Here is a 23,013-nt window from a genome sequence, read left to right as displayed (position 1 = left end):
TTTACAGCGTATCATTTCTCTTAATTGATACTTTTGTCTCATGGAAATTATAGATGCAATTATTTTAGGAATTATTCAAGGTCTTACCGAGTTTTTACCTGTATCCTCTAGTGGTCACTTAGAAATCGGAAAAGCCATTCTTGGAGATAATTCTGTACCTAAAGAAAGTTTGTTATTTACCGTCGTGCTTCACTTTGCTACAGCATTAAGTACCATGGTAATTTTTAGAAAAGATATTTTTAATATCATAAAAGGTATTTTAAAACTTGAATGGAATGAAGATCTTCAGTTCATTTCAAAAATTGCTTTATCCATGATACCTGCTGTTATTGTAGGTGTATTTTTTGAAGAAGAATTAGAACAACTTTTTAATGGAAATATTCTTCTAGTCGGTTGTATGCTTATTGTTACGGCCGTATTACTCTTCTTAGCAGATAAAGCGAAAGACACACAGAAAAAAGTATCGTTTTCTAATGCCTTTGTCATTGGTATTTCTCAGGCTATTGCGATGTTGCCTGGTATTTCACGTTCTGGAGCAACAATTTCTACGTCTGTATTATTAGGTAACGACAAAACAAAAGCGGCACGTTTTTCATTTTTAATGGTAGTGCCTTTAATTTTTGGTAAAATAGCTAAAGACCTTTTAGGTGGTGAACTTACTTACGATAGCTCTAATATAACAGCCTTAAGCGTCGGTTTTATAGCGGCATTTGTTGCTGGGTTATTTGCATGTACTTGGATGATTGCTTTAGTGAAAAAGAGTAAATTATCATATTTCGCAATCTATTGTGTGGTTGTTGGTGTTATTGCTATAATTTGGTCCCTAGTATAAATGAAAACTAAAGAAGATTATTTAAACGGACAAGTCTTACTCATAGATAAACCGCTTACGTGGACGTCATTTCAGGCGGTTAATAAACTACGTTGGGAAATTCGAAATGCTTTTGGTATTAAAAAGATAAAAGTGGGGCATGCTGGGACTTTAGATCCATTAGCAACAGGACTATTGGTGATTTGTACTGGTAAAATGACCAAACAGATCAACATCTTTCAAGGTCAGGAAAAGGAATACACTGGGACGTTTGTTATAGGAGGAACAACCCCTTCTTTTGATTTAGAAACGGAAGTCAATGAAACCTTTCCAATAGCTCATATTACAGAAGACTTAATTCAGAATACAATACCTCAATTTATTGGTCAAATAGAGCAATTTCCACCGGTGTTTTCCGCGATTAAAAAGGATGGAAAACGCTTATACGAATTTGCGAGAGCAGGTGAGGAGGTTGAAATAAAATCGAGACAGGTAGAAATTACAGAATTTGAGATTACTGAAATCATGAGTTCACCTGCGCTTAACTCAAGTTTTTTAGAGTTAAAATTTAGAGTGGTGTGTAGCAAAGGAACTTACATTAGGTCTTTGGCAAACGATTTCGGGAAAGCCTTAAAATCAGGTGGGCATTTGTCAGAATTACGCCGTACGGGTATTGGCGATTTTAGAGTAGATGATGCCTTAACTCCTGAAGAGTTTATAGCCAATTTACCTTCCAAAGCGTGATTTAACACCGGTTTAAGATAAGTTCTTAAACTATTTCTTCATTATATTCGTATCTATTAATAGACTAAAACTATTTTATACTGAATTTTGTTGATCAACATAAAGCCGCAATAATTACATTTCTTTTAGCAGGAATTGTAGTGTTTGCTATGTTTAGTTTAGAGCTAAAACTTCAAGATGACTTGGTGACTGAAAGTTATTATCTCATGGAACCAGAACCTGAAATCACAAAAGAAGACCTTCAGGACATAGAAGATATCAACGGAAAATCTACCAACAAAGCATTTAACGAAGACCAAGAATACAAAGAAATGATGCGCAACTTTAAAACTGTTGACGCTAATGATTTTGAACGTACTACAAAAGCCATGGCAGAAGCTAAAGCTAGTGAAGTACAAGAGGAAACAAGTATTACCAAAACCTATGCAGGTAGTAATGCGTACGCTTTAAATTCCGATGAAACAGAATCTTATAAAAAACTTCAGGGGGAGTTAAAACAGCGTCTTAACAATAAAAAACAAGCAGACGAACATGCCAAAGCAAAAAGTACGTTAACCTACTCTTTAAAAGGGAGAACCTTAACGCATTATAAAACACCACGGTATTTATGCGAAAGTGGGGGAAAAATAGTCGTGAGTATTAGAGTGAATGACGCAGGTGATGTTATTGATGCTTATATTAATCGTTCTTCTAACTCAGATAATCAGTGCTTAATAAACCATGCCATTTCTTATGCTGAAACCGTTCAGTTTGATACCTCAGATAAGAAAGAGCAATTAGGTACGATTACGTTTTTGTTCAAAGGAAAATAAAAGAGGGGCTGCTACTATGCTCAGCCACCGAAATTCATGATTTATTTTAATAAGTTAACTAAATCTTCAATGGTAGATTGGCCTTTATCTTTATTATACCAACGTTGTAAATCCTCTTTAAATTCGGGGGTTAACATACCATGTTCAGCTTTGTAATCTTGCACCATTTTTGTTGCCACTGTTGGTCGTGGTCCAAAGGTGTCTAAAACAGTATTAGTCTCAGAATTTAGCATGATTAACTTTGGAATTGATTTTCCTCCATTAGTTAAAAATTGATCCATTAATGCTTCATTTTCATCTCTGAGGACGATTTTATAATCAATAGCATCATTAAGCTCAGCTACTTTATTAATAATAGGCATAATATGAGCAGCATCTCCACACCAACTTTCAGAAATTACCAACCATGTAACTTTTTTATCACTATTTTCAATCTTGGTTTTCATAGCATCAGAAACTTTAGCCGTTTTATCCCAACGTCTCATACGTCTGTCGTTTAGTAGTGTGTACTCAACTAAAGCATCTGTTTTATCGTTTCCGGTAGTTGATTTCTCTTCAACTAATTTTATAACTAATTCTCTATATTCAGCATAAGTCATACTGTTTTTTAGACTTTCTGAAATTATATCTTGTAAGGTAAGTGTGTCTGTATTCATGATAACAAAAATAATATTCCGTTGCCATTTATTATGCAACAGTTGTTACATTAGTAGTATTAAATAAAAATCCTTACAAATGACTAAAAACAGATGCGGTTGGTGCGTTGGTGATCCCTTATATGAAGAGTATCACGATGAAGAATGGGGAGTTCCTGTGTATGATGATGATACGCTTTTTGAGTTTTTAATTCTTGAAACATTTCAAGCCGGATTAAGTTGGATTACCGTTTTAAAAAAGCGAGAAAATTTTAGAAAAGCTTTTGATAATTTCGATTATAAGAAAATAGCATCTTACAATACTTCTAAAGTTGAAGCCTTATTACAAGACACAGGGATTATAAGAAATAAGTTGAAGGTAAAGGCAACGATTACGAATGCACAGGCTTTTATGAAAATTCAGGACGACTTTGGGTCGTTTTCTAAGTATATATGGGGTTTTGTAGATGGAAAACCGATAAGAAACGAGGTTGCATATTATAAAGAAGCTCCTGCAAATACGCCTTTAAGTGACGCAATAATCAAAGATTTAAAAACGCGAGGTTTTAAATTTGTAGGTTCAACTGTAATTTACGCGCACATGCAAGCTACTGGAATGGTGAATGATCATGAAGTATCATGCTTTAGATACCATGAGGTTTAAGGTACTTTATAAATTCAGCTCTTGGAATATCTTTAGCGCCTAAACTTTCGAGGTGATTGGTGTAAATCTGGCAGTCAATGAGTTTATAATTCGAGTTTTGAACAAAGGTTATAAACCCAACTTTGCTAGCATTACTGACTTTCGCAAACATACTTTCGCCGCAGAATACTTTGTGGTTTATAGCAATACCATATAGACCACCAACTAAAATATCGTCTTGCCATACTTCAACAGACTTTGCGTATCCTAATTGGTGGAGTTTTGTGTAAGCCTTTATCATATCTTCTGTGATCCATGTACCATCTTGACCAATGCGTTTTGTCGCAGCACAATTTTCTAATACCTCTTTAAAAGCTTTATTTTCGGTAACCTCAAAGCGGCCTTTTTTTAAGACTTGTTTCATGCTTTTAGAAACTTTTAAGTCTTCTGGTAATAAAACAAATCGTGGGTCTGGTGACCACCAAAGTATAGGTTCTCCATCTTGAAACCAAGGGAATATACCTTCAGAATAAGCATGTAGTAAACGTTCTGGTGATAAGTCGCCACCAAAAGCTAGAAGTCCATCTGCGGACGCTTCAGACACATCTGGAAATTCAATCTTCTGAGTTAAAAAGTGCATTGTTTTAAAAAATATTCAAACTAAAATAGCATAATTTACGCTGATTATAGTTCGCAATATATTGACTTTTATAAATAAGTTGTTAAAAAAAATACGTTGTTCAGTGTTGGTTTAACGTGTCTTTTTAACTATTAACTAAAAAAAAGACCTGCTTTAAACATAAAACAAGTCTTTTTAGTATAAATTTAAAACTTACGATTTAGAAAGGTAAATCGTCGTTATCATCTTCTTTTAAATCACTTACTGGTTCAAAAGCTTCAGTTGGTGGTACAGGTGGCATATCTCCACTTGCAGATTGTGCTTGTACACCTTCAATTCTCCAGCCTTGAATAGAGTTAAAATATTTAGTTTCACCTTGTGGATTAACCCATTCTCTTCCTCTTAAGTTGATATTAATCTTTACTTGCTGACCTTCTTTGTAGCTGTTTAATAAATCACATTTATCTTGAACAAATTCCACCATAATATGTTGTGGATACTGCTCTTCTGTCGTCACTACAACTTCTCTTTTTCTAAACCCGTTACTACCAAAAGTTTGAGTCTCACCTACCATTTTAATACGTCCTTGTACTTCCATTTTTGCTTAATCTATAATTTTTATAATACTAAATTTTATTCTGACTACGAAAGTAATAACTTCCAAGCACTTTCTACGTCTCCATAGCTCAAATAATTTTGAGCTAACTTGTGTTTTTCTCTGTGAGATGCCGTTTTTATGTCCGGATACCGCTCACTGATGTCTTCAATAAACTTATTAACATCGTTTGTATTTGGCAATGCTTCTACATTCGCTAACATGCCAATATTGTTTCCTGTTAAAATCATACTGTTTTTTACATGATCTGGTAAGTTATCTACACCAATTCCCATAGAGGCTAATGGTTTAGGAATTTCAAAAAATCCTTTTTTTGCTCTACTGTAATAACTGCCACCAGCTCTAGCAACTAAATCTAAGGCTTCTTGATTTATAGTTTGGTCTGCGTTTAACACTTCTTCTGAAATATGAAGTTTCACAACTTCACAAATCACTAAATTACCGGCTCCACCTTCAGAGCCTAAAGCTACAATATCGTTTACCTTACATTCGAGTTGAATTGGAGATTCAGCGACTCTAAAGGGCTTCACTTTATCTGATGTTAACATTGATAATCCTGCTTTTTCAAACTCGTTAGTACCTTCGGGGTATTCTGTACTCGATAGAGACATTTGCTGTACTATATCGTAATTCACCACATTAATAACCACTTCTTTTGTGGCTTCTACATTGTGCAATGTATGTTTTGTGGTGTTATCTCGCACACGTCTTGCCGGAGAAAAAATTAAAATCGGAGGATTAGCGCTAAACACATTGAAAAAGCTAAACGGAGATAAATTTGGCTTCCCATCTACATCAATGGTACTAGCAAAAGCAATCGGTCTTGGTGCAACAGCACTTAATAGATAGCCGTGTAAAACACTAGTTTTTAGATCTTGAGGGGAGAATGATGCCATGTGGTTCAATGATTTTTACCAAATATAATTATATTGAGTTGGTGTTGAAAGCATTTTGAAGATAACTAAGAACAATAATATTAACAATTTTGCATTATATTTAAAAATGATTTAAATCTAACTAATGACTTTTAGCTTAAATAGAAATGTAATCCGATGGATTATTATTGCGTCATCTTTTATAATTATATCTCTCATCCTTTGGAATACCTATACTTTTTTTCAAGATTTTAAAGCCGAAGAGCGTTCTAAAATGAAAACGTGGTCTGTTGCGTTGACTGACATTGGAACTATAAAGAGCAATGACGAGGTGAATGAAGTGACGAGTCACGTCATTACTGAAACCATAATTAGTACACCTGTTTTGGTAATTGATAATAATGGGGAGCTTAATACCTCTCGAAATATTGACGAATCCTTATTACTCGATTCTCTTGTAGTAAAAAACCTAGTTTCTAAATTTAAAAGTGAAAATTCCCCAATAGAGGTAAATATGGGGACTCGGTCAAAACAATTTATTTATTATGGAAATTCACCATTGTTAAATAGAATGAAGTACTATCCTTTGGCCTTGTTACTTATTATTTTACTATTTGCAGCTGTGGTTTATTTCTTTTATAGAAGTTCAAAAATTGCTGAACAGAATAAGCTTTGGACAGGTATGGCGAAGGAAACCGCACATCAAATTGGGACTCCGTTATCATCACTTGTAGGTTGGACCGAAATTTTAAAAACTGAAAATGTAAATCCAGATTACATTTTAGAGATTGAAAAAGATGTAGACAGACTTCAAACGATTACGGAACGTTTTAGTAAAATAGGATCGGCACCTACGCTTAAAAAAATGGATATTGTTGCCGTTACTAAATCATCTTATGAGTATTTAAAATCAAGATCTTCTAAATTAATAAATTTTGAAATTGTACTTCCGGAACAAGCAATTCTTGTTAATTTGAATGAACAACTTTTTAGTTGGACTATTGAAAACTTAGTAAAAAATGCCATTGATGCTATGAAAGGTAAAGGGGATTTAAAACTAGAATTAACACAACTTGAAAGTAAAGTATTCATTAATATCTCTGATACTGGAAAAGGGATTCCGAAGTCTTTATTTACAAAAATTTTTGAACCTGGTTATACGACTAAAAAACGAGGTTGGGGACTTGGGCTGTCTTTAGCGAAACGAATTGTAGAAGATTATCACAATGGTAAAATTAAAGTCTTAACGTCTGAAATTGATAGTGGTACAACGCTACAGATTATGTTGAAACAAGTATAATTTGTTCAAATAGAGGTTTGTAAGTTCTGAAAAACTAAAAAAATTAGTTTAAATTTGGCGGATGAATTCGTCGCGATTTTTTACTTTAAAGGAAGCCAGGATAGGTAATAACTGTCCAGAATGCTATTCTAACGATAGTTTAGAACTTACATTTAAGCAAAAGCTAATTGAAACTAAGCTTTACAAGGCTATAACTGACGAAACCTTATGCGAACTGCTATGTTTAAACTGTGAAGAACAAATTTTTCCAATCCGTTGGACTGATGATATTGAGCGTGTCGTAGATTATCACAAAAGAGGCCTTAAAACTAAACCGAAGTCAACTAAATTAAAGCCTATAGCTTTTGGTTTAGTCATTTTTGGTGTTATGATATTGATTGCAATCGTCTTGTTTGCATTAGGAATACTATAAATACGACCCAATTTTTTCGGCTAAAGCTTTAAACTCTTCAGGAGTTACCTTTTGTTTGTTTGTAAAGCGAGCATCCTCCATAGTATGCAACGGAATTAAATGCACATGGACATGTGGCACTTCTAATCCAATTACAGACATTCCAATACGTTCACAGGGTACCGCTTTTTCTAATGCAATGGCAACACGACGTGAAAATTTCATTAAGCCTAAATACGTAGCTTCGTCGAGGTCAAAAATTTTATTCACCTCTTTCTTGGGAATACAAAGTGTATGGCCTTTAGAGTTTGGGTTAATGTCTAAAAACGCAAAGAAATCTTCAGTTTCTGCGACCTTATACGATGGTATTTCACCCGAAACTATTTTTGTGAAAAGTGTAGCCATAATTTAGTAAATATTGAGTTCTATAAATATAAAAAGATTCCCACGAAATAGGAATCTTTTTATTAATAATCTATGGAAATCCTGCTTAGATGAAATAAGGTTAGTAGAAGTAGCAGGACCGTATTATCTCGAAATTTCTAAAATATCAAATTTCATAACACCACTTGGCACTTGGATTTCGGCAACATCTCCAACAGACTTACCTAATAAACCTTTGCCAATTGGCGAATTTACAGAGATTTTACCATTAGTAATATCGGCTTCACTTTCTGCAACCAAAGTATAGGTCATTTCCATACCATTTATTTGGTTCTTAATTTTAACTTTTGATAAGGCTAAAGCTTTAGTTAAATCTAATTGCGACTCATCAATAACACGTGCACCAGATAAAATTTCTTCCATTTTAGAAATTTTCATTTCTAACATGCCTTGTGCTTCTTTCGCGGCATCGTACTCTGCATTTTCACTTAAATCCCCTTTGTCTCTGGCATCTGCAATTGCCTGTGATGCCTTAGGACGCTCTACATCTTTTAGATGGTTTAACTCTTCTCTTAACTTGTTTAAACCTTCAGCTGTGTAATAAGATACTTTACTCATAATTTCATCGTTTTACATATAACGCGTTCTAATAAGTAGATTCTTTATCATTTTTGAGCCTGTCTGAAAACAGACAGGCTCAAAAATAACTTTAGATAATATGTGCTTCTTAGAAGTTTGTTATTTTATAATTATAATGTTAGCATAAAAAAAACCTCGCGCTGACGAGATTACTATGCAAATATATAAAATATTTACCGTATTGTTGAATTAATAGTAAATTGCGCATCAAAATTAGAACTTAAAGTTGAGTAAAAATGTTAATCATTTGAAATTAGATAAAGAAAGCGAGTGTTCTCGAGGGCTTAGCTGATTTTGTATTTTAATTTCCTAAATCTCAAACTATTAAAAAAATAATAGACCTGTGAAAAAAATAATATTAATACTAAGTTGTGTTCTTGTTTTTGGCTGTAGTAAAAGTGACACCACCTATAATTGTAACTATCTGCTAGATGTTGGAGTGAATCTGACGGTGAATCTTAACCTCCCCCAATTTAATCAACTTTTATTTCCTATAAATGCTGTGAGAGTATCAAATTATGGTAATGACGGAATTATTCTTGTTAGAACTAGTTCAAATTCACTTCTAGCTTGGGATGGTGCAGATCCGAACCATACGCTCTCTTCTTGTTCGACTTTAACTATAGACGGATTAAATGCAGTTTGTAGTTGTGGAGATGGCAATGAATACAGTTTACTCACTGGTACTGCTATTAACGATAACGCTCAACCCTGTACTTTAAAGCCATACAGAGTTGAAGCTACCGGAAATAACACTTATTATGTTAGTGATTAAAACTTCATAGTTACACCAACTAAAAAGTTTGTTGTGGCTTGTGGATAAAAACCAGCTCCTTCAATGGTTGTTACCGTAGTTGAACTTGACCAAGTATCATCATAAGTGTAATAATAACCATTAGAAACATATTTTACATTAAATATATTATTAACTAAACCTGAGAAAATAATTTCGTCAAAGACAGATTGCATTTTTAATGTGTAATTGATGTTGAAATCATTGGTAAAGAAGCTATCTAATTTAGATAAGTCTGCTTCAGTGTTGCTCATATACTGTTCTCCAACAAATTTGCTTAACAATGACATTTGAAGGTTTTCAATAGGTTGAAAAACAATCGCATTAGCCGCCACTAAACTTGGTGAAAATGAAATGTCTGTATTGCTTAAGTTTTGAGATTCTCCATCGAAAGAAAGGCTTAACTCATCTACTTTATTTGCGCTGATTGTCATATTTGGTTGTAACGTTAATTTAGACGTTATAGGAACAATGGCTTCTAGTTCTAAACCAATACGGTAACTCTTTTCTACATTCTGTCTAATAGGATTTCCTACATCGTCAGATTCTCCAGTCAGTACTAACTGATCCTTGTAAAACATAAAGTAAGTGTTTGCGCTAAAGCTAAAATTGTTTTTTTTATGTCTCCAGCCTAATTCAAAATCATTAAGCTGTTCTGGTTTTATACTTTGATCAACTTCAAAATCAGTTCGGTTAGGTTCTCTGTTGGCTCTAGCGTAAGAGAAGTAGAGGTCATTACCTGTACTTATTGAATAGGTGATTCCAGCTTTGGGGTTGAAAAAGGTGAAATCTTTATCTATTGCAAATTCTACAATATCAGACGTTGTTCCCGTTGTTTCATAAGTAACATTTCTTATTTGTAAATCTCCAAACAAACTGATTTTTTCGTTGAGTCTGTAATTGGCTTTGGTAAAAATAGATAGGTCATTTTTTGTGCTATTACCATCATAATAACGGTCCCTAATTTCAGTTTGACTTGCAAATTCAGCCCAAATGATTTCACCAAAATGATCACCATTATAGTGACTAAAAGAACCACCGAAAATTAAATTTAGATTATCATTTTTATAATTTGCGTTTGCGTTAAACACATAAAAATCGTTATCTAACCAACGTCTTCTAATTAAATCAGTTTCATCAATTGTTTCACCATTAAAGTTTAAAGGCTCCAAACCGTAATCACCAAAATCTTCATCGTCTTTGTATTGTTCAAAATAACCACGACCATAAGTGTAGTTTACACCCACTGTAGTAGACCATTGATTGTTGTAGCGTTGATTCCAATGTAATTGGTAATGATCTTGACTGTAATTGTCAACTTCGTTATCATAAAATTGAGTGTCTCCGTTGTTATCGGTGTACTCTCCAGCTGTATTATAGGTACGGTCGTTTTCTAATTTGTCTAAATCTTCTAGGCCATTCCAAGCTTGATATGTGACTTCTTTGCCTCCAAAAGTGATCGCTTTAATTAACGTGTTATCATCCACATAAGACCCTTGTAAAAAGTAAGATTTTAAATCTGCTGAAGCACGATCAATATAACCATCTGAAGCAATATTAGAGAGACGACCAGCAATTTCTATATGGTCATTAATTAAACCCGTGCTAAATTTTACCGTATGTTTTCTCGTATTATAACTTCCAAATGAATTAGCAATTTCTCCAGAAGCTTCTTTAGAAACGGCATCTGTTAATACATTAATACTCGCACCAAAAGCACCAGATCCATTGGTTGAAGTCCCAACACCACGTTGTAATTGTAAACTTTCTGTTGAGGACGCAAAATCGCCTAAATTAACCCAGAACGTCCCTAAAGATTCCGCATCATTATAAGGGATTCCGTTGATGGTAATATTAGTAGATTGTGAGCTAACTCCTCTCACTCTAATGCCGGTGTAACCGACTCCTGCACCAGCATCGGTTGTCGTTACAACTGACGGTAGAAAGTTAAGTAACATCGGAATGTCTTGTCCTAAATTACGCTTTGCCAATGCTTCTTTGGTAACGTTAGAGTGTGTAATTGGTGACTTTGCATCGACTCTAACGGCTTTAACTAGAACTTCGTCTAGCTTTTCAACTTTTGTGGAGTCTTGTTGTTTTTCTTGTCCAAATGCTGAACAGAGACTTAATAAAAAAATGGATAATGTTAATCTCTGCCTACGTTTTTTTGAGAGATTGTTGAATAAAATTTTCATACGACTATAGTCTTATAATCGAATAAAAAGAGGTCATTATTCTTGGTTAATAATTAAATTTTTGAGCTACCAGCAACTGCAAAATTTAAAAATGTCGATTTCCTGTTTGAATTTATAGGTTGTATATTAATACAAGATATAACTCAGAAGTAGAAAAACAAACATTGATAATTATTGCGTTCGCCAAAAATATCTATAAGACATTTTCTTTACGCTCTATTCCTAAACAGCATTACCTGTTCTAGGTTCAATGGGTATGATCTCAGCCGATAATAGGCACCCCTTTATTGAGAACGCGGCAAAGATATAAAGGATTTTAGAATTACGAATTATGAATTTGGATTTTTTTTAAATTGAAGTAATGACGTCAGTTTGAGTGAAATTCTTTTTTTAGAATTTTGTATTGAGAACTTGTTGAAATTATATTTAGGCTTCTCGATACAATTCTTCATGCTTTAGAATCACTCGAAGTGACGGAAATGGCTAATCAAGTGTTGGTGGTTTCCGATTTGCTTTTTTATCAGCATTCATGCGTTTCGTTTTTAAACGTTTTCGCTTTACTGCTCTTGGAATTCTAGTTGCAATACGTTTTTTATCTTCCTTTAAACCTTCTTGAATTAATTCTAAAAACCGTTGAGTTACCAAAGCTTTATTTCTAAATTGGCTTCGACTTTCGTCACTGGCTAAAATTAAAATGCCATCTTTTGTTAAGCGATTGTTGAAAAACTCGGTAAGCTTTTGTTTTTCGTCGTCATTAAAAACAGATGAGTTTTGAAGATCAAAATATAATTCGGCTTTTGAAGATACCTTATTGACATGTTGTCCTCCACTTCCCGAACTTCGGACGTATTTATAGGTTAATTCAGATTTAAGTAAAGTTGCATCCACTATCCTTTAATTTGATGTGGTGATTTTAATAAATCGTTTACGGTTTTTACAGGGTTGAACGTAATGATTGGAACTTCAACAAAAATGGTGTTCCAATTTGCCATACTTCCGTTCCAAAGGCCTGGCAATTCTAAGGCTTTTAAATCTTTACCGTTTTTAGTTTTCTCGGTTATAAAAGCAGCATTGTGATCTACGTAGTTTTCCAAATCGAATTTTTCACCTTTATAATTTTTAACACCACAAACTAAATCAACAGGATTAAAGTGCGTTGCATTTTTAAGAATGTCGGCTTGTTGAGGATCTTCTAAATTGATTTGTGCCGACTCAACAATTTGAAGTGATTGGTTTGATTTATGATCTTTGACCCAAAATGGTCCTCCGCCAGGTTCACCTTCATTTTTCACCATGCCACAAACGCGAATAGGTCGGTTTAGTTTTTCTTGTAAATAGTCAATCTTATAATGATCTGTATATTTCTTATACTCATCAGATATTTTGATGCTTAAATGGTTCGTCAAAAATTGCTCAACAGCGATTAAAGTGCCTTCAATATCTTGTTTTGAATCTAATTGGTATAAATACTCGAAAGCTTTAGTTTGTAATTCTATTAAGATTCCAGCTAATACCTTTTTATATTTTGCTACGTCCTCTTTGTATTTATACACAACGACATTATCAATGTTTTTAACAAATATAATATCAGCTTCTAGGGCGTTTAAGTTTTTTAATAAAGCACCATGACCAGAGGGTCTGAACAGTAACGAACCATTAGATTCTCTAAAGGGTTTATTTTCTAATGTGACTGCGATAGTATCTGTGGATTGTTGCTGATATGAAAACGATATATCGAATGCTACTCCAGTATGTTCTTCAACCTGATTTTGAATGTTTTTAAACTCTTTAGTAAACTTATTTTCATAAATTTCTGAAATCGTAAAGTGAAGTTTAGCGATTCCGTTGCTAGATGCATACAATGCAGACTCATATAAATGTTCTTCAAATGCTGTAGCTATATGGTTGTTCTTGTAATTATGAAATGGAAGTAATCCTTTAGGCTGGTTCCCGAAATTAAGTTGATTTTCATCTAGCATAGCCTTAGCAAAATGCCAAACCTTTTCTGGATTTGATAAATTTTCATAATCAATCCCATTAGATTCTAATAACTCTAAGATCTGGTTGTAAAATGGTAACTTTTCTAAGCCCACCATAAACAACGATAATTCCTTTAAGTTACTTTTATTAATATATGAGTTGAGTGATTGTTCATCTGGGTTATATTCACTGACAAATTTAAAGAGAAATTTAAACATTCGTGTTGCCGCTCCTGAAGCTGGAACAAATTTTAATAAGGATTTATCATCTTTTTTAGTTTCAAAAATAGAGACATATTCTTCAATACTAGAATCATTTAAAGGCATTATGCCATTATTTAAAGTGGCGGCATCAGAAATATTTGTAAACGGAATTCCGGTTTCAAAAATTTCAATTTGACTTTTAACTTTAGCTAAGGTTAAGTCGTTAGATTCTATTTGTATGATGTCGTTTTCAGTAAAACTCATGTCTTATTTATTAATAATTTATCAATGTGCTTAATAGCTATGTTTAGCCGCTCTTCTTTAGTGCCTTTTAAAAGTATGTACGGTTTATTATAGGTTACTAAAGCGGATTCGAAAGCCTTAAACATGCATTCGCGTTCATTGGGTTTGTCTCTTAGGTCGTCAGCTTCCCAAGGGGTGTCAATATAGGTTAAAAAGTAGAGATTATAAGAATTTTTTAGAGCATATGTATTTAAAATAGGGTCACATGTGCCTTGGTAATAGGCTTCACTATAGACTTTAGTTTCCAGTAAATCAGTATCACATATGAGAACGGAGTCTGTTTTTTGTGCTAATTCGTTTTCAAGTTTCATTTGGCCAATGGCTATGGGAAGTATGTCTTTTGGTTCACAAATTTTGCGTTCAGCATTCCACTTATCTTGAAGATATGTGCGTGAATACTCCGGCACCCAAACAGAATCGTAATGTTCCGCCAATTGGCGAGATAATGTGGTTTTACCTGTAGATTCAGGGCCAAATAATACTACTTTTATGCAGTTACTAGGTTGTTGTTTAAGTGCTTCTTCCATGCTAAATATCCAAAAATGGCTATTATTGTAAATCCTAAATATTGGAAACTTGTGAATGTAAATCCTTTATAAAAATATAGAGGAATTGAAATAATATCACCAATAATCCAATAAATCCAATTTTCTATTTTTCGTTTTGCCATTAACCACATACCCACAAAAAAGGTAGCGGTTGTAACAGTATCTACATAAGCGACCCAACTCGTCCATTTGTCAAAGGTTTTGTAAACGATAAATACAAAAACAAGGGTTGCTACAAAAATAACAAAGCTTATAATTTTTTCTTTTTTTGTGGTTTTAGAGATTGGTGTTTCGTGTTTAGCATCTACTTTTCGAGTCCAAATGTACCAACCAACAACACTCATAATAAAGTAATAAGCATTAATCATCATATCTCCTAAAAGTTGCCATTTTAGTAATAGATATACGAAAATACAAGTGCTTATCATACCTGTTGGAAATACTAATATATTGTTCTTCTTAGAGAACCAAACGGATAGAAAGCCGAAAATTACTGCCACAATTTCTAAGACAATATCCAAAGTTTGATAGTCTGAATATTGACTAAAAAAGAAATTAAAAATTTGGTTCATAGTCACTGCGATTAGTTTTAACCACTTTCATGGTGAGTACGGAAATATCAACATCTTCAAAAGAACGCTTTATTTCCTTTGTTAAAAAGGGCATAAGCTCATCATAATTTCCAAATATTTGTGTGCTTAAAGGATTTTCTAACACTTTAAATTTTGAATGGCGTAAAGCTTTTATAAAATTGATGACGTGTTTTTCGTAGTCATTTTGTAAAGGGGATAATGTGAGATCTACTGATATTTCCATATTATGTTACGTTTTTTAATTCATTAAAGAAGGATTCATCTTTTTCAAAAGCAGTTCCGATTACGACCAAATCTGCTCCTGCTTTGTAAGCCGATTCCATTTCTGCTTTAGTTCTAATGCCTCCACCAACAATTAATGGAATATTTAGCTGTTGCTTTACTTCGGTTATGATGTAAGGTTCAATAGGATGTGTTGCGCCACTTCCTGCTTCGAGATAAATGAGTTTCATCCCTAATAATTCTCCTGCTTTTGTGGTGTCTTTTATAAGTTGTAATTCGGATCGTTTAATCGGTTTTGTTTCACTTACACGCTGCACTGCTGTTTCTTTTCCGTTCTCAATAAGTACATAGCCTGTCGGGATGATTTCAAGATCAGTTTTAGTTAATTTTGAAACTGCTTTAACTTGTTTGCCTATTAAGTAATCTGGATTTCGTCCAGAAATTAAAGATAAAAATAAAATGCCATCGGCCTTATCGGTAATTTGAATGACATCTCCAGGAAATAAAATTACAGGTAACTTAGTGTGCTTTTTTATTTCTAGAACTAAGGAATCCGTTAAGCCGTCGTCAACGTTGCTTCCTCCAACAAAAATATGAGTGGCAATAGATTGATGAACCTTGTTTAGAAAGTTTGAAACCTGATTGGGTTTCATTTTATCAGGATCGATTAAAACGGCTAGCAACTTTATGTCTTTAGCTTTTGAAGTGATTATATTTTGATAAATATTATGCATCACGGAATCACATAAGCACAGGTAAATCCTTCAAATTCTAAAAATGCTGTGTTGTATCTGTATTTTTTGTTTTTATAATCAATCCATGCGACGGTTTCTCCATCTTCAAACATAAACGGAATGACTAAAAAATGCTGTTTAAATAGCATACCTGGAGTGGCGAAAAGTTTGTAAAGCGATTCTTTTATTCCCCAAATCACAGTGAGTCTTCTAACGGAATCTTCATCTATGGTGTTTAAATAGCTGAACTCATAATCTACAAATTTGTGTGCTATGATTTTTATTTTTTCACGTTGCTTTTCAATATCAATACCGACGGCTTTATTACTGATAATAACTCCCGAAAATGTAAACGAATGGGTAATTGAAATGTGTTTACCGTCTTTAAGATGTGGTTTTCCGTTATCGTCATAAAACAAATCTTGATCGGTATAACCAAACTCACGTAATAAATGTCTAACACTCAAAAAACCACGTTGATGCAGTTCACTTTTCATGCCTAAAACACGTTGTAAACTTTGAGGTTTTAAATCTAAAGCCTCAAATAGGTCGTCGTAAGATTCTTCAATCTTCCAGATTTTAACAGTAGTTTGTGAATTTACACTAATGGTTTTATATAGTGGCATTTAGAATTCTGAATGATATTGATTACATTTGCACTGCCTAAGGCAGATTTGGTTTTTTAGATAGGCGAATTTAACTATTTAAGTGCTAAACCCAAAGGTGTTTAAAATATAAAAACAAAGAAAAAAATATGAGTAATAAAACAGTTGCCTACGTACCAAATAAGGTAAAAGATATGTCGCTTGCGGCTTGGGGAAGGAAGGAAATTAATTTAGCCGAAGCAGAAATGCCAGGTTTAATGAGTTTACGCGAAGAGTATAAGAACGAGCAGCCATTAAAAGGGGCACGTATTGCAGGATGTTTACATATGACCATTCAGACTGCAGTATTAATCGAAACATTACAGGCTTTAGGTGCTGAAGTAACTTGGAGTTCTTGTAATATATTTTCTACACAAGATCAGGCTGCTGCTGCAATTGCTGCAGAAGGTACTGCCGTGTACGCATGGAAAGGATTAACAGATGAGGAGTTTGATTGGTGTATAGAGCAAACGTTATTTTTTGGTGAAGATCGTAAGCCATTAAACATGATTTTAGATGATGGTGGTGATTTAACCAATATGGTTTTAGATAAATACCCAGAATTATCTGCTGGAATTAAAGGATTATCTGAAGAAACAACTACAGGAGTTCACAGACTATATGAGCGTGTTAAAAATGGTACTTTAACAATGCCAGCAATTAACGTGAATGATTCGGTTACTAAATCGAAATTCGATAATAAATATGGTTGTAAAGAATCTGCAGTAGATGCCATTCGTAGAGCAACAGATATTATGTTAGCTGGTAAACGTGTAACGGTTTGTGGTTATGGTGATGTTGGTAAAGGTACAGCGGCTTCTTTTAAAGGTGCAGGTTCTATTGTTACTGTTACTGAAATTGACCCGATTTGTGCATTACAAGCTGCAATGGACGGTTTTGAAGTAAAGAAGCTAGAAACAGTTGTTGGTAATTCTGATATTGTAATTACTACAACAGGAAATAAAGACATTGTAAGAGCTGAGCATTTTGAAGCAATGAAGGATAAAACAATTGTTTGTAACATCGGTCACTTTGATAATGAAATTCAAATGGCATGGTTAAACGAGAACTACGGAAATACTAAAGATACTATTAAGCCTCAGGTTGATAAATATAACATCAACGGAAAGGACATTATCGTTCTTGCTGAAGGGCGTTTAGTCAACTTAGGTTGTGCAACGGGTCACCCTAGTTTTGTAATGAGTAATTCATTCACTAACCAAACTTTAGCACAAATTGAACTTTGGAAAAATAGTGACAAGTACGAAAATGACGTTTATATGCTACCAAAGCATTTAGATGAAAAAGTAGCTAAATTACACTTAGAAAAAATTGGTGTTGAGTTAACTGAGTTAGCAGAATACCAAGCAGAATATATTGGTGTCACGGTTGAAGGACCATATAAGCCAGAGCATTACCGTTACTAGATTATTCGATTATTAGAGCGATTTGCTTTTAGATATTTAGATTCAACCCTTACAGAGATGTAAGGGTTTAATTTTTAATTACCTTTCAATAAAATTAAGCAAAATGGAGACATTAGATATTAAAGTTTTACAAAAGGCTTTAAATGTTATTGAAAGTTACATACCTCAAGGAGAACGTATAAAACCTAATGTGTCAAAAGCTGATGTGTCTTGGCATTTAGATCATAGCTTAAAAGTAATTAATGCAGTTGTAACAACGATGCAGAATTCTGACCCAGCGTTGTATGAGGATAATTTCAGCTTTATAGGTAAGTTGTTATTAAAATTTAGATTCTTTCCAAGAGGAAAAGCTAAAGCACCAAAATACGTTACACCACCGGAAGTCATTTTAGAAGCTAATATCAAATTGCAATTAACAGAAGTGAGAGCGCTGATAAAAACGCTATCGCGTTTAGATGATAACGCTTATTTTAAGCATCCCTTATTTGGAAATATAAATACATCTAGAGTAGTGCCATTTTTAGAAGCACATACCAATCATCATTTAAAAATTGTGAAGTGTATATTGAAGTAATTAACATTCAACGCTTACAGGTTCTCAATACAAAATTGCAGAAAAGCAATTCCACTCAAACAGACGGCTTTAGATCAATTCCAATGATTCACTAAAATTAAACCGCTTCGTCACTTCAAGTGATTTGTGAGGTACGAGCAACTTGTATTGAGAAGCTTTCAAGTCAGAAACAAAAAAGACCTCAAAGGTTTTTGAAATCTTCGAGGTCTAATATTTTCTTGTCAGCAACCATCAACTGCCAACTAAACACTAATTATCTCTTCTTACGTTTCTTCTTCTTTTTCTTAGAATTAGAATCATCTTTTTTAGGATGCACTAAAGTCATCTCGTCAATCAAATGGGTTGCTCCTGCATATTTGTCAATTATAAAAAGGACGTAGCGTAAATCGACCATAATGTTTCGGCAGATTTCAGGATCGTAATTCATGTCGCTCATGGTGCCTTCCCAAACACGGTCAAAATTTAGGCCTACTAAATTTCCATGTGCATCAATTGCCGGGCTTCCGGAGTTTCCACCAGTGGTATGGTTGGTTCCTAAAAAACAAACCGGTACCTTGCCGTTGCTATCAGCATATTGCCCATAATCTTTAGCGTCGTATAAATCAATTAGTTTTTGAGGGACATCAAACTCATAATCTCCTGGAATGTATTTTTCAATCACACCATCTAAATAACTCACAGGATTATAATACACAGCATCTCTTGGCGAATACCCTCTCACTTGACCGTACGTTACACGAAGCGTACCATTAGCATCTGGAAAATAACGCGCATTTGGTAATGCTTCCATTAAGGCCGTCATGTATTTAGTTTGTAATGCTGTAATGGGCTCGTTTTTTTGTTGGTATTCAGGGTTAAGTGTGTTAAAAAACTCATCAATAATGGGTTTAGCATAAGCAAAAGCGACATCGTTGTTAAGGTTTTTAATAACTGTTTCAGCATCTCCTTCAAGTAATTCTAAAGCAGAATCGATATTAATAAAAGCCGTATGGTCGTAAATTGTAGCATCAACGGGTTTACCGTATAAAGGCATAACATTTAAGTACACTCCCTTATCTAAATCAACATCGTAGTTTTTATGAATACCTTCTAATTGACCTGTTAAAATCTCTTTACCTCTTTCAAGGTTTTCAGGGTTAGCGATTAAAGCTTGCTCCACTTGGTAAGCTCTAAACGTCATTTGCATAAGTTCGTTTGTGATTAAAAAGACTTCAATAAAATTTCGTCTTTTAATATTTATAGGAGCGAAATCTTTATAAAGTTTATCAAATTCAGGAAGGATGTTTCCATATTTATCTTCAAGCCCTTTTTCTTTTAATGCTTTAGTAAACGTAGCTTCAAAGGCTTTACGGTTTGCTACGGCATTACTTTTTTCAATACCTAAATTTTCGCCAATCCATTTTTTCCAAGCGTTTGCAATTCGTGCTTGTTTCGATGCGTATTTAATTCTTACTTCATCGCTCTCCTTCATTTTCTGATCAATGACTTTTAAAGCCGCTTCTCTAATGGCGATATTGGTTGGGTTGTATTCTTTTGTAATATGTTCTATAGCAACTGCTGGTAAATATTCGCTAGTCGTTCCTGGAAAACCAAATACCATAGTGAAATCACCTTCTTCAACACCATCTAACGAGACAGGAAGGTAATGTTTAGGGGTATAAGGCTTATTCTCTTTACTGTATTTTGCCGGACGGTTATCGGCATCTGCATAAATTCTGAATAACGAAAAATCACCAGTATGTCTAGGGAAAACCCAGTTATCTGTGTCGCTTCCAAACTTACCAATACTATTTGGTGGTGTACCCACCAAACGAATATCTTCAAAACGTTCGGTTACAAAAAGAAAGTATTGATTCCCTTCATAAAACGCCTTTGTCTTTACATCTTGCCACGCTTCTTTTGGCCAGGTTTTTAAAGCGGCATTGGTGTTTTTAGAGATTTGTGATTGCTTTTCAGTTTCGGTCATTGCATCTGTGACACCTTCTAAAGCTTTATCCGTCACATCATGAATACTCACTATGAACTCAATAAATAAACCTTCGTTTGGTAATTCGTCTTCCAATTTCATAGCCCAAAAACCATCTTTTAAATAATCGTTTTCTAAAGATGAATGGGATTGAATCTGACTATAACCACAGTGGTGATTCGTAAGAATTAATCCTTGGTCTGATATGACTTCACTTGTACAGCCACCATTAAAATGTCCAATGGCATCTTTTAAACTCGAATTGTTGACATCATAAATATCTTGAGCGGTTAATTTACTACCCAAACTTTGCATTTCATCTTCGTTCATCCCCTCTAAAAGTGAAGGAATCCACATACCTCCTTGTTGGGCTGAAACTTGAAAAGCAGCTAAAAGAAAAAGAATTTTTAAAAAGCGCATATGTAATAATTTATTAGTTTTTGTAAAGATAGAAAAGCTTGTTTTATATCTTTAATGTTTTCGTATTTAAAGCGTATTTATGAACTATAAATCAAAATTACCAAACGTTGGCACTACAATATTTACAGTAATGAGTGCTTTGGCTAACGAGTATAATGCCATTAACTTATCTCAAGGTTTTCCTAATTATACGGGTTCTCAAAAATTGAATGATTTAGTCACCAAAGCCATGAATAACGGTTATAACCAATACGCTCCAATGGCAGGTAATTTAGATTTACGTTTAGCAATTGGTCATAAATATGAATTGCTTTATAAAAGTAGTTATCATCCCGAAAAAGAAATTACTGTTACGGCAGGTGCCACCCAAGCTATCTATACTATTATTTCAGCATTTATAAGACTGAATGATGAGGTTATAATATTTAAACCCGCTTATGATTGTTACGCGCCAGCTGTTGAAATTAATGGAGGTAAAACCATTTCGGTGCAATTATCTGCACCACATTACAGTGTTAATTGGGATGAAGTAGCTTCAAAACTATCATCGAAGACCAAAATGATAATTATTAATACTCCGCACAACCCAAGTGGTACTATTTGGTCTGAAGACGATATGCTTCAGTTGCAAAAGTTGACTCAAAACACGGATATTATAGTGTTGAGTGATGAGGTTTACGAGCATATTGTTTTTGATGATACACAACACCTAAGTGCTTGCTTATTTAACGATTCAAAACAACGTAGTTTTATAACAGCGTCATTCGGAAAGACATTTCATAACACAGGTTGGAAAATTGGGTATTGTTGTGCGCCAGAAAATTTAATGTCAGAGTTTAGAAAAGTACACCAATTTAATGTGTTTTCTGTACATCATCCATCACAAAAAGGGATTGCAGATTATATGCAAGATTCGGAAACTTACTTAGGTTTAAATGCTTTTTTTCAACGTAAACGCGATTTGTTTTTAAGTTTGATTTCGGAATCGAGATTTAAGGTTCAACCTTCAAAAGGTACTTATTTTCAGGTGTTGGATTATTCTGAAATCACAGATGCGTATGATGTAGATTTCGCAAAACGATTAACGAAGGAATTTAAAATTGCTGCCATTCCACTGTCGGTTTTTAACGATAACCATAAGGATGATAAAGTGTTACGCTTTTGTTTTGCTAAGACAGATGAGACTTTAGTTAAAGCTTCAGAAATTTTAACTAAAATTTAAGTTACTTCTTATACATTTCTGTGTCTTAAAAATGAACATAAAATTTATATCATGAAATATTATATTATCGCATTATTCTTAGGTTTGTCGCTTACTAGCTTCGCACAGCAAGTAACCAATGAAGGTAAAATCTATGAGGTTAAAAGTGAGAAAATCTTTTTAGAAGGAAAAGATGTGACGTCCACTTTAAGTCTAGAAGAAAAAGCAGTTATTTTTAAAGAGGCAGCTTTAATTACAGAAAAAATGAAAGCGGAAGCAGCAGTAAAATTAGAGGCGGCAAAAGCTAAAGAAGATGAAGCCAAAGCAAAATTAGAAGCAGAACAAGCAAAGGCAGAAGCCGAAAAGTCTGAAAAAGCAGCTGCAAAACTTAAGAAAGAAGAAGAAAAGGCTGTAAAGGAAAAGGCGAAAGCTGCAAAAAAGTTAGAAGACGAGAAAGAAGATGCTGAAAAAGCGCAGAAGAAAGCGGAGAAAGCACAGAAAAAAGCAGAAAAAGCATTAGAAAAACAAGAAAAGTTAAAATCTAACCTAGTAAAGGCTAAAGAGAAATTGGATAAGGCGCAAAAGAAATATGAAAAGTTAAAAAGAAAAGGCAAATTATCTCCTGTTGATGAAAATAAGTGGATGGATAAGCTAGAGAAGCTTACTGAAAAAGTATCGAAAGCTAAAAGTAAATTATAAATAGAATTTAGTAATAAGCGATTAAAGCAATCTAAAAGGAAA

General features: G+C 33.9%; 26 protein-coding genes. 11 read left to right on the top strand and 15 right to left on the bottom strand.

Going from position 1 to position 23,013, the window contains the following annotated elements; translation table 11 throughout:
• Positions 1–40: 40 nt before the first annotated feature.
• From uppP to KO515_RS07415, 3 genes are all read left to right on the top strand, one after another.
• Complete coding sequence (gene uppP, locus KO515_RS07425; RefSeq protein WP_215935751.1) at positions 41–832, top strand: undecaprenyl-diphosphatase UppP; 792 nt, start codon at positions 41–43, stop codon at positions 830–832.
• Positions 833–1,555: a tRNA pseudouridine(55) synthase TruB gene (gene truB / locus KO515_RS07420; protein ID WP_215935750.1), complete on the top strand. Its 723-nt coding sequence runs from the start codon at positions 833–835 to the stop codon at positions 1,553–1,555.
• Positions 1,556–1,704: 149 nt separating this feature from the next.
• Positions 1,705–2,367, top strand: a complete 663-nt coding sequence (locus KO515_RS07415; RefSeq protein ID WP_215935749.1) for a hypothetical protein — start codon at positions 1,705–1,707, stop codon at positions 2,365–2,367.
• Positions 2,368–2,408: 41 nt separating this feature from the next.
• Here the strand turns inward: KO515_RS07415 and KO515_RS07410 are convergent, their stop codons facing one another.
• Positions 2,409–3,023, bottom strand: a complete 615-nt coding sequence (locus KO515_RS07410) for a thioredoxin family protein (protein ID WP_215935748.1) — start codon at positions 3,021–3,023, stop codon at positions 2,409–2,411.
• A 79-nt stretch (positions 3,024–3,102) separates the two neighbouring features.
• On the opposite strand from KO515_RS07410, the gene KO515_RS07405 reads away from it, so the two are divergent.
• The gene (locus KO515_RS07405; protein WP_215935747.1) at positions 3,103–3,666 is read left to right on the top strand and encodes a DNA-3-methyladenine glycosylase I; all 564 of its coding nucleotides are present in this window, start codon (positions 3,103–3,105) and stop codon (positions 3,664–3,666) included.
• Here the strand turns inward: KO515_RS07405 and aat are convergent.
• The 3 genes from aat to KO515_RS07390 form a co-directional block, all read right to left on the bottom strand.
• On the bottom strand, positions 3,647–4,285 hold the full coding sequence (gene aat / locus KO515_RS07400) for a leucyl/phenylalanyl-tRNA--protein transferase (protein ID WP_215935746.1): 639 nt from the start codon (positions 4,283–4,285) through the stop codon (positions 3,647–3,649). The genes KO515_RS07405 and aat overlap by 20 nt on opposite strands.
• 199 nt (positions 4,286–4,484) lie before the next feature.
• Entirely contained in the window at positions 4,485–4,862 is a 378-nt protein-coding gene (locus KO515_RS07395; protein WP_178986669.1) for a DUF3127 domain-containing protein, read from the bottom strand.
• A gap of 44 nt (positions 4,863–4,906) precedes the next feature.
• The gene (locus KO515_RS07390) at positions 4,907–5,776 is read right to left on the bottom strand and encodes a flavin reductase family protein (RefSeq protein WP_215935745.1); all 870 of its coding nucleotides are present in this window, start codon (positions 5,774–5,776) and stop codon (positions 4,907–4,909) included.
• Between the two features lie 124 nt (positions 5,777–5,900).
• Between KO515_RS07390 and KO515_RS07385 the strand changes: the two genes are divergently transcribed.
• Together KO515_RS07385 and KO515_RS07380 are read left to right on the top strand one after the other, a co-directional pair.
• Positions 5,901–7,055, top strand: coding sequence for a sensor histidine kinase (locus tag KO515_RS07385; protein ID WP_215935744.1), 1,155 nt, complete (start codon positions 5,901–5,903; stop codon positions 7,053–7,055).
• 61 nt (positions 7,056–7,116) lie between these two features.
• The gene (locus KO515_RS07380; RefSeq protein WP_215935743.1) at positions 7,117–7,467 is read left to right on the top strand and encodes a hypothetical protein; all 351 of its coding nucleotides are present in this window, start codon (positions 7,117–7,119) and stop codon (positions 7,465–7,467) included.
• Here the strand turns inward: KO515_RS07380 and KO515_RS07375 are convergent.
• Positions 7,462–7,851, bottom strand: a complete 390-nt coding sequence (locus tag KO515_RS07375; RefSeq protein ID WP_215935742.1) for an HIT family protein — start codon at positions 7,849–7,851, stop codon at positions 7,462–7,464. The genes KO515_RS07380 and KO515_RS07375 overlap by 6 nt on opposite strands.
• 123 nt (positions 7,852–7,974) lie before the next feature.
• Positions 7,975–8,448: a transcription elongation factor GreA gene (gene greA, locus KO515_RS07370; protein WP_215935741.1), complete on the bottom strand. Its 474-nt coding sequence runs from the start codon at positions 8,446–8,448 to the stop codon at positions 7,975–7,977.
• A gap of 364 nt (positions 8,449–8,812) precedes the next feature.
• Between greA and KO515_RS07365 the strand changes: the two genes are divergently transcribed.
• Complete coding sequence (locus KO515_RS07365) at positions 8,813–9,244, top strand: hypothetical protein (RefSeq protein WP_215935740.1); 432 nt, start codon at positions 8,813–8,815, stop codon at positions 9,242–9,244.
• Here the strand turns inward: KO515_RS07365 and KO515_RS07360 are convergent.
• The 8 genes from KO515_RS07360 to KO515_RS07325 form a co-directional block, all read right to left on the bottom strand.
• The gene (locus KO515_RS07360) at positions 9,241–11,457 is read right to left on the bottom strand and encodes a TonB-dependent receptor (RefSeq protein ID WP_215935739.1); all 2,217 of its coding nucleotides are present in this window, start codon (positions 11,455–11,457) and stop codon (positions 9,241–9,243) included. The two genes, KO515_RS07365 and KO515_RS07360, sit on opposite strands and share 4 nt — an antisense overlap.
• A gap of 483 nt (positions 11,458–11,940) precedes the next feature.
• Positions 11,941–12,345: an alternative ribosome rescue aminoacyl-tRNA hydrolase ArfB gene (arfB, locus tag KO515_RS07355; RefSeq protein WP_215935738.1), complete on the bottom strand. Its 405-nt coding sequence runs from the start codon at positions 12,343–12,345 to the stop codon at positions 11,941–11,943.
• Positions 12,345–13,904 carry a DUF4301 family protein gene (locus KO515_RS07350; protein WP_215935737.1) on the bottom strand — a complete coding sequence of 520 codons (1,560 nt, stop codon included), beginning with the start codon at positions 13,902–13,904 and terminating at the stop codon, positions 12,345–12,347. Before KO515_RS07350 ends, arfB begins: the two co-directional genes overlap by 1 nt.
• The gene (locus tag KO515_RS07345) at positions 13,901–14,470 is read right to left on the bottom strand and encodes an AAA family ATPase (protein WP_215935736.1); all 570 of its coding nucleotides are present in this window, start codon (positions 14,468–14,470) and stop codon (positions 13,901–13,903) included. The genes KO515_RS07350 and KO515_RS07345 overlap by 4 nt, the downstream gene beginning before the upstream one ends.
• Entirely contained in the window at positions 14,431–15,063 is a 633-nt protein-coding gene (gene pnuC, locus KO515_RS07340) for a nicotinamide riboside transporter PnuC (RefSeq protein WP_215935735.1), read from the bottom strand. The genes KO515_RS07345 and pnuC overlap by 40 nt, the downstream gene beginning before the upstream one ends.
• Positions 15,047–15,307: a hypothetical protein gene (locus KO515_RS07335; RefSeq protein ID WP_215935734.1), complete on the bottom strand. Its 261-nt coding sequence runs from the start codon at positions 15,305–15,307 to the stop codon at positions 15,047–15,049. Before KO515_RS07335 ends, pnuC begins: the two co-directional genes overlap by 17 nt.
• Before the next feature lies 1 nt (position 15,308).
• Positions 15,309–16,040 carry a geranylgeranylglyceryl/heptaprenylglyceryl phosphate synthase gene (locus KO515_RS07330; RefSeq protein WP_215935733.1) on the bottom strand — a complete coding sequence of 244 codons (732 nt, stop codon included), beginning with the start codon at positions 16,038–16,040 and terminating at the stop codon, positions 15,309–15,311.
• Positions 16,040–16,666 carry a 4'-phosphopantetheinyl transferase family protein gene (locus tag KO515_RS07325; protein WP_215935732.1) on the bottom strand — a complete coding sequence of 209 codons (627 nt, stop codon included), beginning with the start codon at positions 16,664–16,666 and terminating at the stop codon, positions 16,040–16,042. Before KO515_RS07325 ends, KO515_RS07330 begins: the two co-directional genes overlap by 1 nt.
• A 128-nt stretch (positions 16,667–16,794) precedes the next feature.
• Here KO515_RS07325 and ahcY point away from each other — a divergent pair, with 128 nt between their 5' ends.
• The gene (ahcY, locus tag KO515_RS07320) at positions 16,795–18,111 is read left to right on the top strand and encodes an adenosylhomocysteinase (RefSeq protein ID WP_215935731.1); all 1,317 of its coding nucleotides are present in this window, start codon (positions 16,795–16,797) and stop codon (positions 18,109–18,111) included.
• Between the two features lie 103 nt (positions 18,112–18,214).
• Positions 18,215–18,685, top strand: coding sequence for a DUF1569 domain-containing protein (locus KO515_RS07315; protein WP_215935730.1), 471 nt, complete (start codon positions 18,215–18,217; stop codon positions 18,683–18,685).
• A 253-nt stretch (positions 18,686–18,938) separates the two neighbouring features.
• On the opposite strand, the gene KO515_RS07310 is transcribed toward KO515_RS07315, so the two are convergent.
• On the bottom strand, positions 18,939–21,071 hold the full coding sequence (locus tag KO515_RS07310; protein ID WP_215935729.1) for a S46 family peptidase: 2,133 nt from the start codon (positions 21,069–21,071) through the stop codon (positions 18,939–18,941).
• Between the two features lie 79 nt (positions 21,072–21,150).
• On the opposite strand from KO515_RS07310, the gene KO515_RS07305 reads away from it, so the two are divergent.
• Both KO515_RS07305 and KO515_RS07300 read left to right on the top strand, forming a co-directional pair.
• A complete protein-coding gene (locus tag KO515_RS07305; protein WP_215935728.1) occupies positions 21,151–22,293 on the top strand; it encodes a methionine aminotransferase in 1,143 nt (380 codons plus the stop codon).
• Between the two features lie 51 nt (positions 22,294–22,344).
• Entirely contained in the window at positions 22,345–22,971 is a 627-nt protein-coding gene (locus KO515_RS07300) for a hypothetical protein (RefSeq protein WP_215935727.1), read from the top strand.
• The last annotated feature ends 42 nt before the right edge of the window (positions 22,972–23,013 follow it).

This window comes from Winogradskyella psychrotolerans (genome assembly GCF_018860545.1).
In the GTDB taxonomy this organism is placed as follows: Bacteria; Bacteroidota; Bacteroidia; order Flavobacteriales; family Flavobacteriaceae; genus Winogradskyella; species Winogradskyella psychrotolerans_A.
Note: the sequence above shows the minus strand (reverse complement) of the source record. Positions and strands in the feature narration are given on the sequence as shown.

Coding starts and splice junctions, on each gene's coding strand:
- greA (WP_215935741.1), bottom strand. CDS start 8,448: ATGAGTAAAGTATCTTATTACACAGCTGAAGGTTTAAACAAGTTAAGA.
- KO515_RS07330 (WP_215935733.1), bottom strand. CDS start 16,040: ATGCATAATATTTATCAAAATATAATCACTTCAAAAGCTAAAGACATA.
- KO515_RS07395 (WP_178986669.1), bottom strand. CDS start 4,862: ATGGAAGTACAAGGACGTATTAAAATGGTAGGTGAGACTCAAACTTTT.
- KO515_RS07325 (WP_215935732.1), bottom strand. CDS start 16,666: ATGCCACTATATAAAACCATTAGTGTAAATTCACAAACTACTGTTAAA.
- KO515_RS07305 (WP_215935728.1), top strand. CDS start 21,151: ATGAACTATAAATCAAAATTACCAAACGTTGGCACTACAATATTTACA.
- uppP (WP_215935751.1), top strand. CDS start 41: ATGGAAATTATAGATGCAATTATTTTAGGAATTATTCAAGGTCTTACC.
- KO515_RS07345 (WP_215935736.1), bottom strand. CDS start 14,470: ATGGAAGAAGCACTTAAACAACAACCTAGTAACTGCATAAAAGTAGTA.
- KO515_RS07350 (WP_215935737.1), bottom strand. CDS start 13,904: ATGAGTTTTACTGAAAACGACATCATACAAATAGAATCTAACGACTTA.
- truB (WP_215935750.1), top strand. CDS start 833: ATGAAAACTAAAGAAGATTATTTAAACGGACAAGTCTTACTCATAGAT.
- KO515_RS07375 (WP_215935742.1), bottom strand. CDS start 7,851: ATGGCTACACTTTTCACAAAAATAGTTTCGGGTGAAATACCATCGTAT.
- KO515_RS07380 (WP_215935743.1), top strand. CDS start 7,117: ATGAATTCGTCGCGATTTTTTACTTTAAAGGAAGCCAGGATAGGTAAT.
- KO515_RS07405 (WP_215935747.1), top strand. CDS start 3,103: ATGACTAAAAACAGATGCGGTTGGTGCGTTGGTGATCCCTTATATGAA.
- ahcY (WP_215935731.1), top strand. CDS start 16,795: ATGAGTAATAAAACAGTTGCCTACGTACCAAATAAGGTAAAAGATATG.
- aat (WP_215935746.1), bottom strand. CDS start 4,285: ATGCACTTTTTAACTCAGAAGATTGAATTTCCAGATGTGTCTGAAGCG.
- KO515_RS07335 (WP_215935734.1), bottom strand. CDS start 15,307: ATGGAAATATCAGTAGATCTCACATTATCCCCTTTACAAAATGACTAC.
- KO515_RS07315 (WP_215935730.1), top strand. CDS start 18,215: ATGGAGACATTAGATATTAAAGTTTTACAAAAGGCTTTAAATGTTATT.
- KO515_RS07390 (WP_215935745.1), bottom strand. CDS start 5,776: ATGGCATCATTCTCCCCTCAAGATCTAAAAACTAGTGTTTTACACGGC.
- KO515_RS07410 (WP_215935748.1), bottom strand. CDS start 3,023: ATGAATACAGACACACTTACCTTACAAGATATAATTTCAGAAAGTCTA.
- pnuC (WP_215935735.1), bottom strand. CDS start 15,063: ATGAACCAAATTTTTAATTTCTTTTTTAGTCAATATTCAGACTATCAA.
- KO515_RS07310 (WP_215935729.1), bottom strand. CDS start 21,071: ATGCGCTTTTTAAAAATTCTTTTTCTTTTAGCTGCTTTTCAAGTTTCA.
- KO515_RS07360 (WP_215935739.1), bottom strand. CDS start 11,457: ATGAAAATTTTATTCAACAATCTCTCAAAAAAACGTAGGCAGAGATTA.
- KO515_RS07385 (WP_215935744.1), top strand. CDS start 5,901: ATGACTTTTAGCTTAAATAGAAATGTAATCCGATGGATTATTATTGCG.
- KO515_RS07415 (WP_215935749.1), top strand. CDS start 1,705: ATGTTTAGTTTAGAGCTAAAACTTCAAGATGACTTGGTGACTGAAAGT.
- KO515_RS07300 (WP_215935727.1), top strand. CDS start 22,345: ATGAAATATTATATTATCGCATTATTCTTAGGTTTGTCGCTTACTAGC.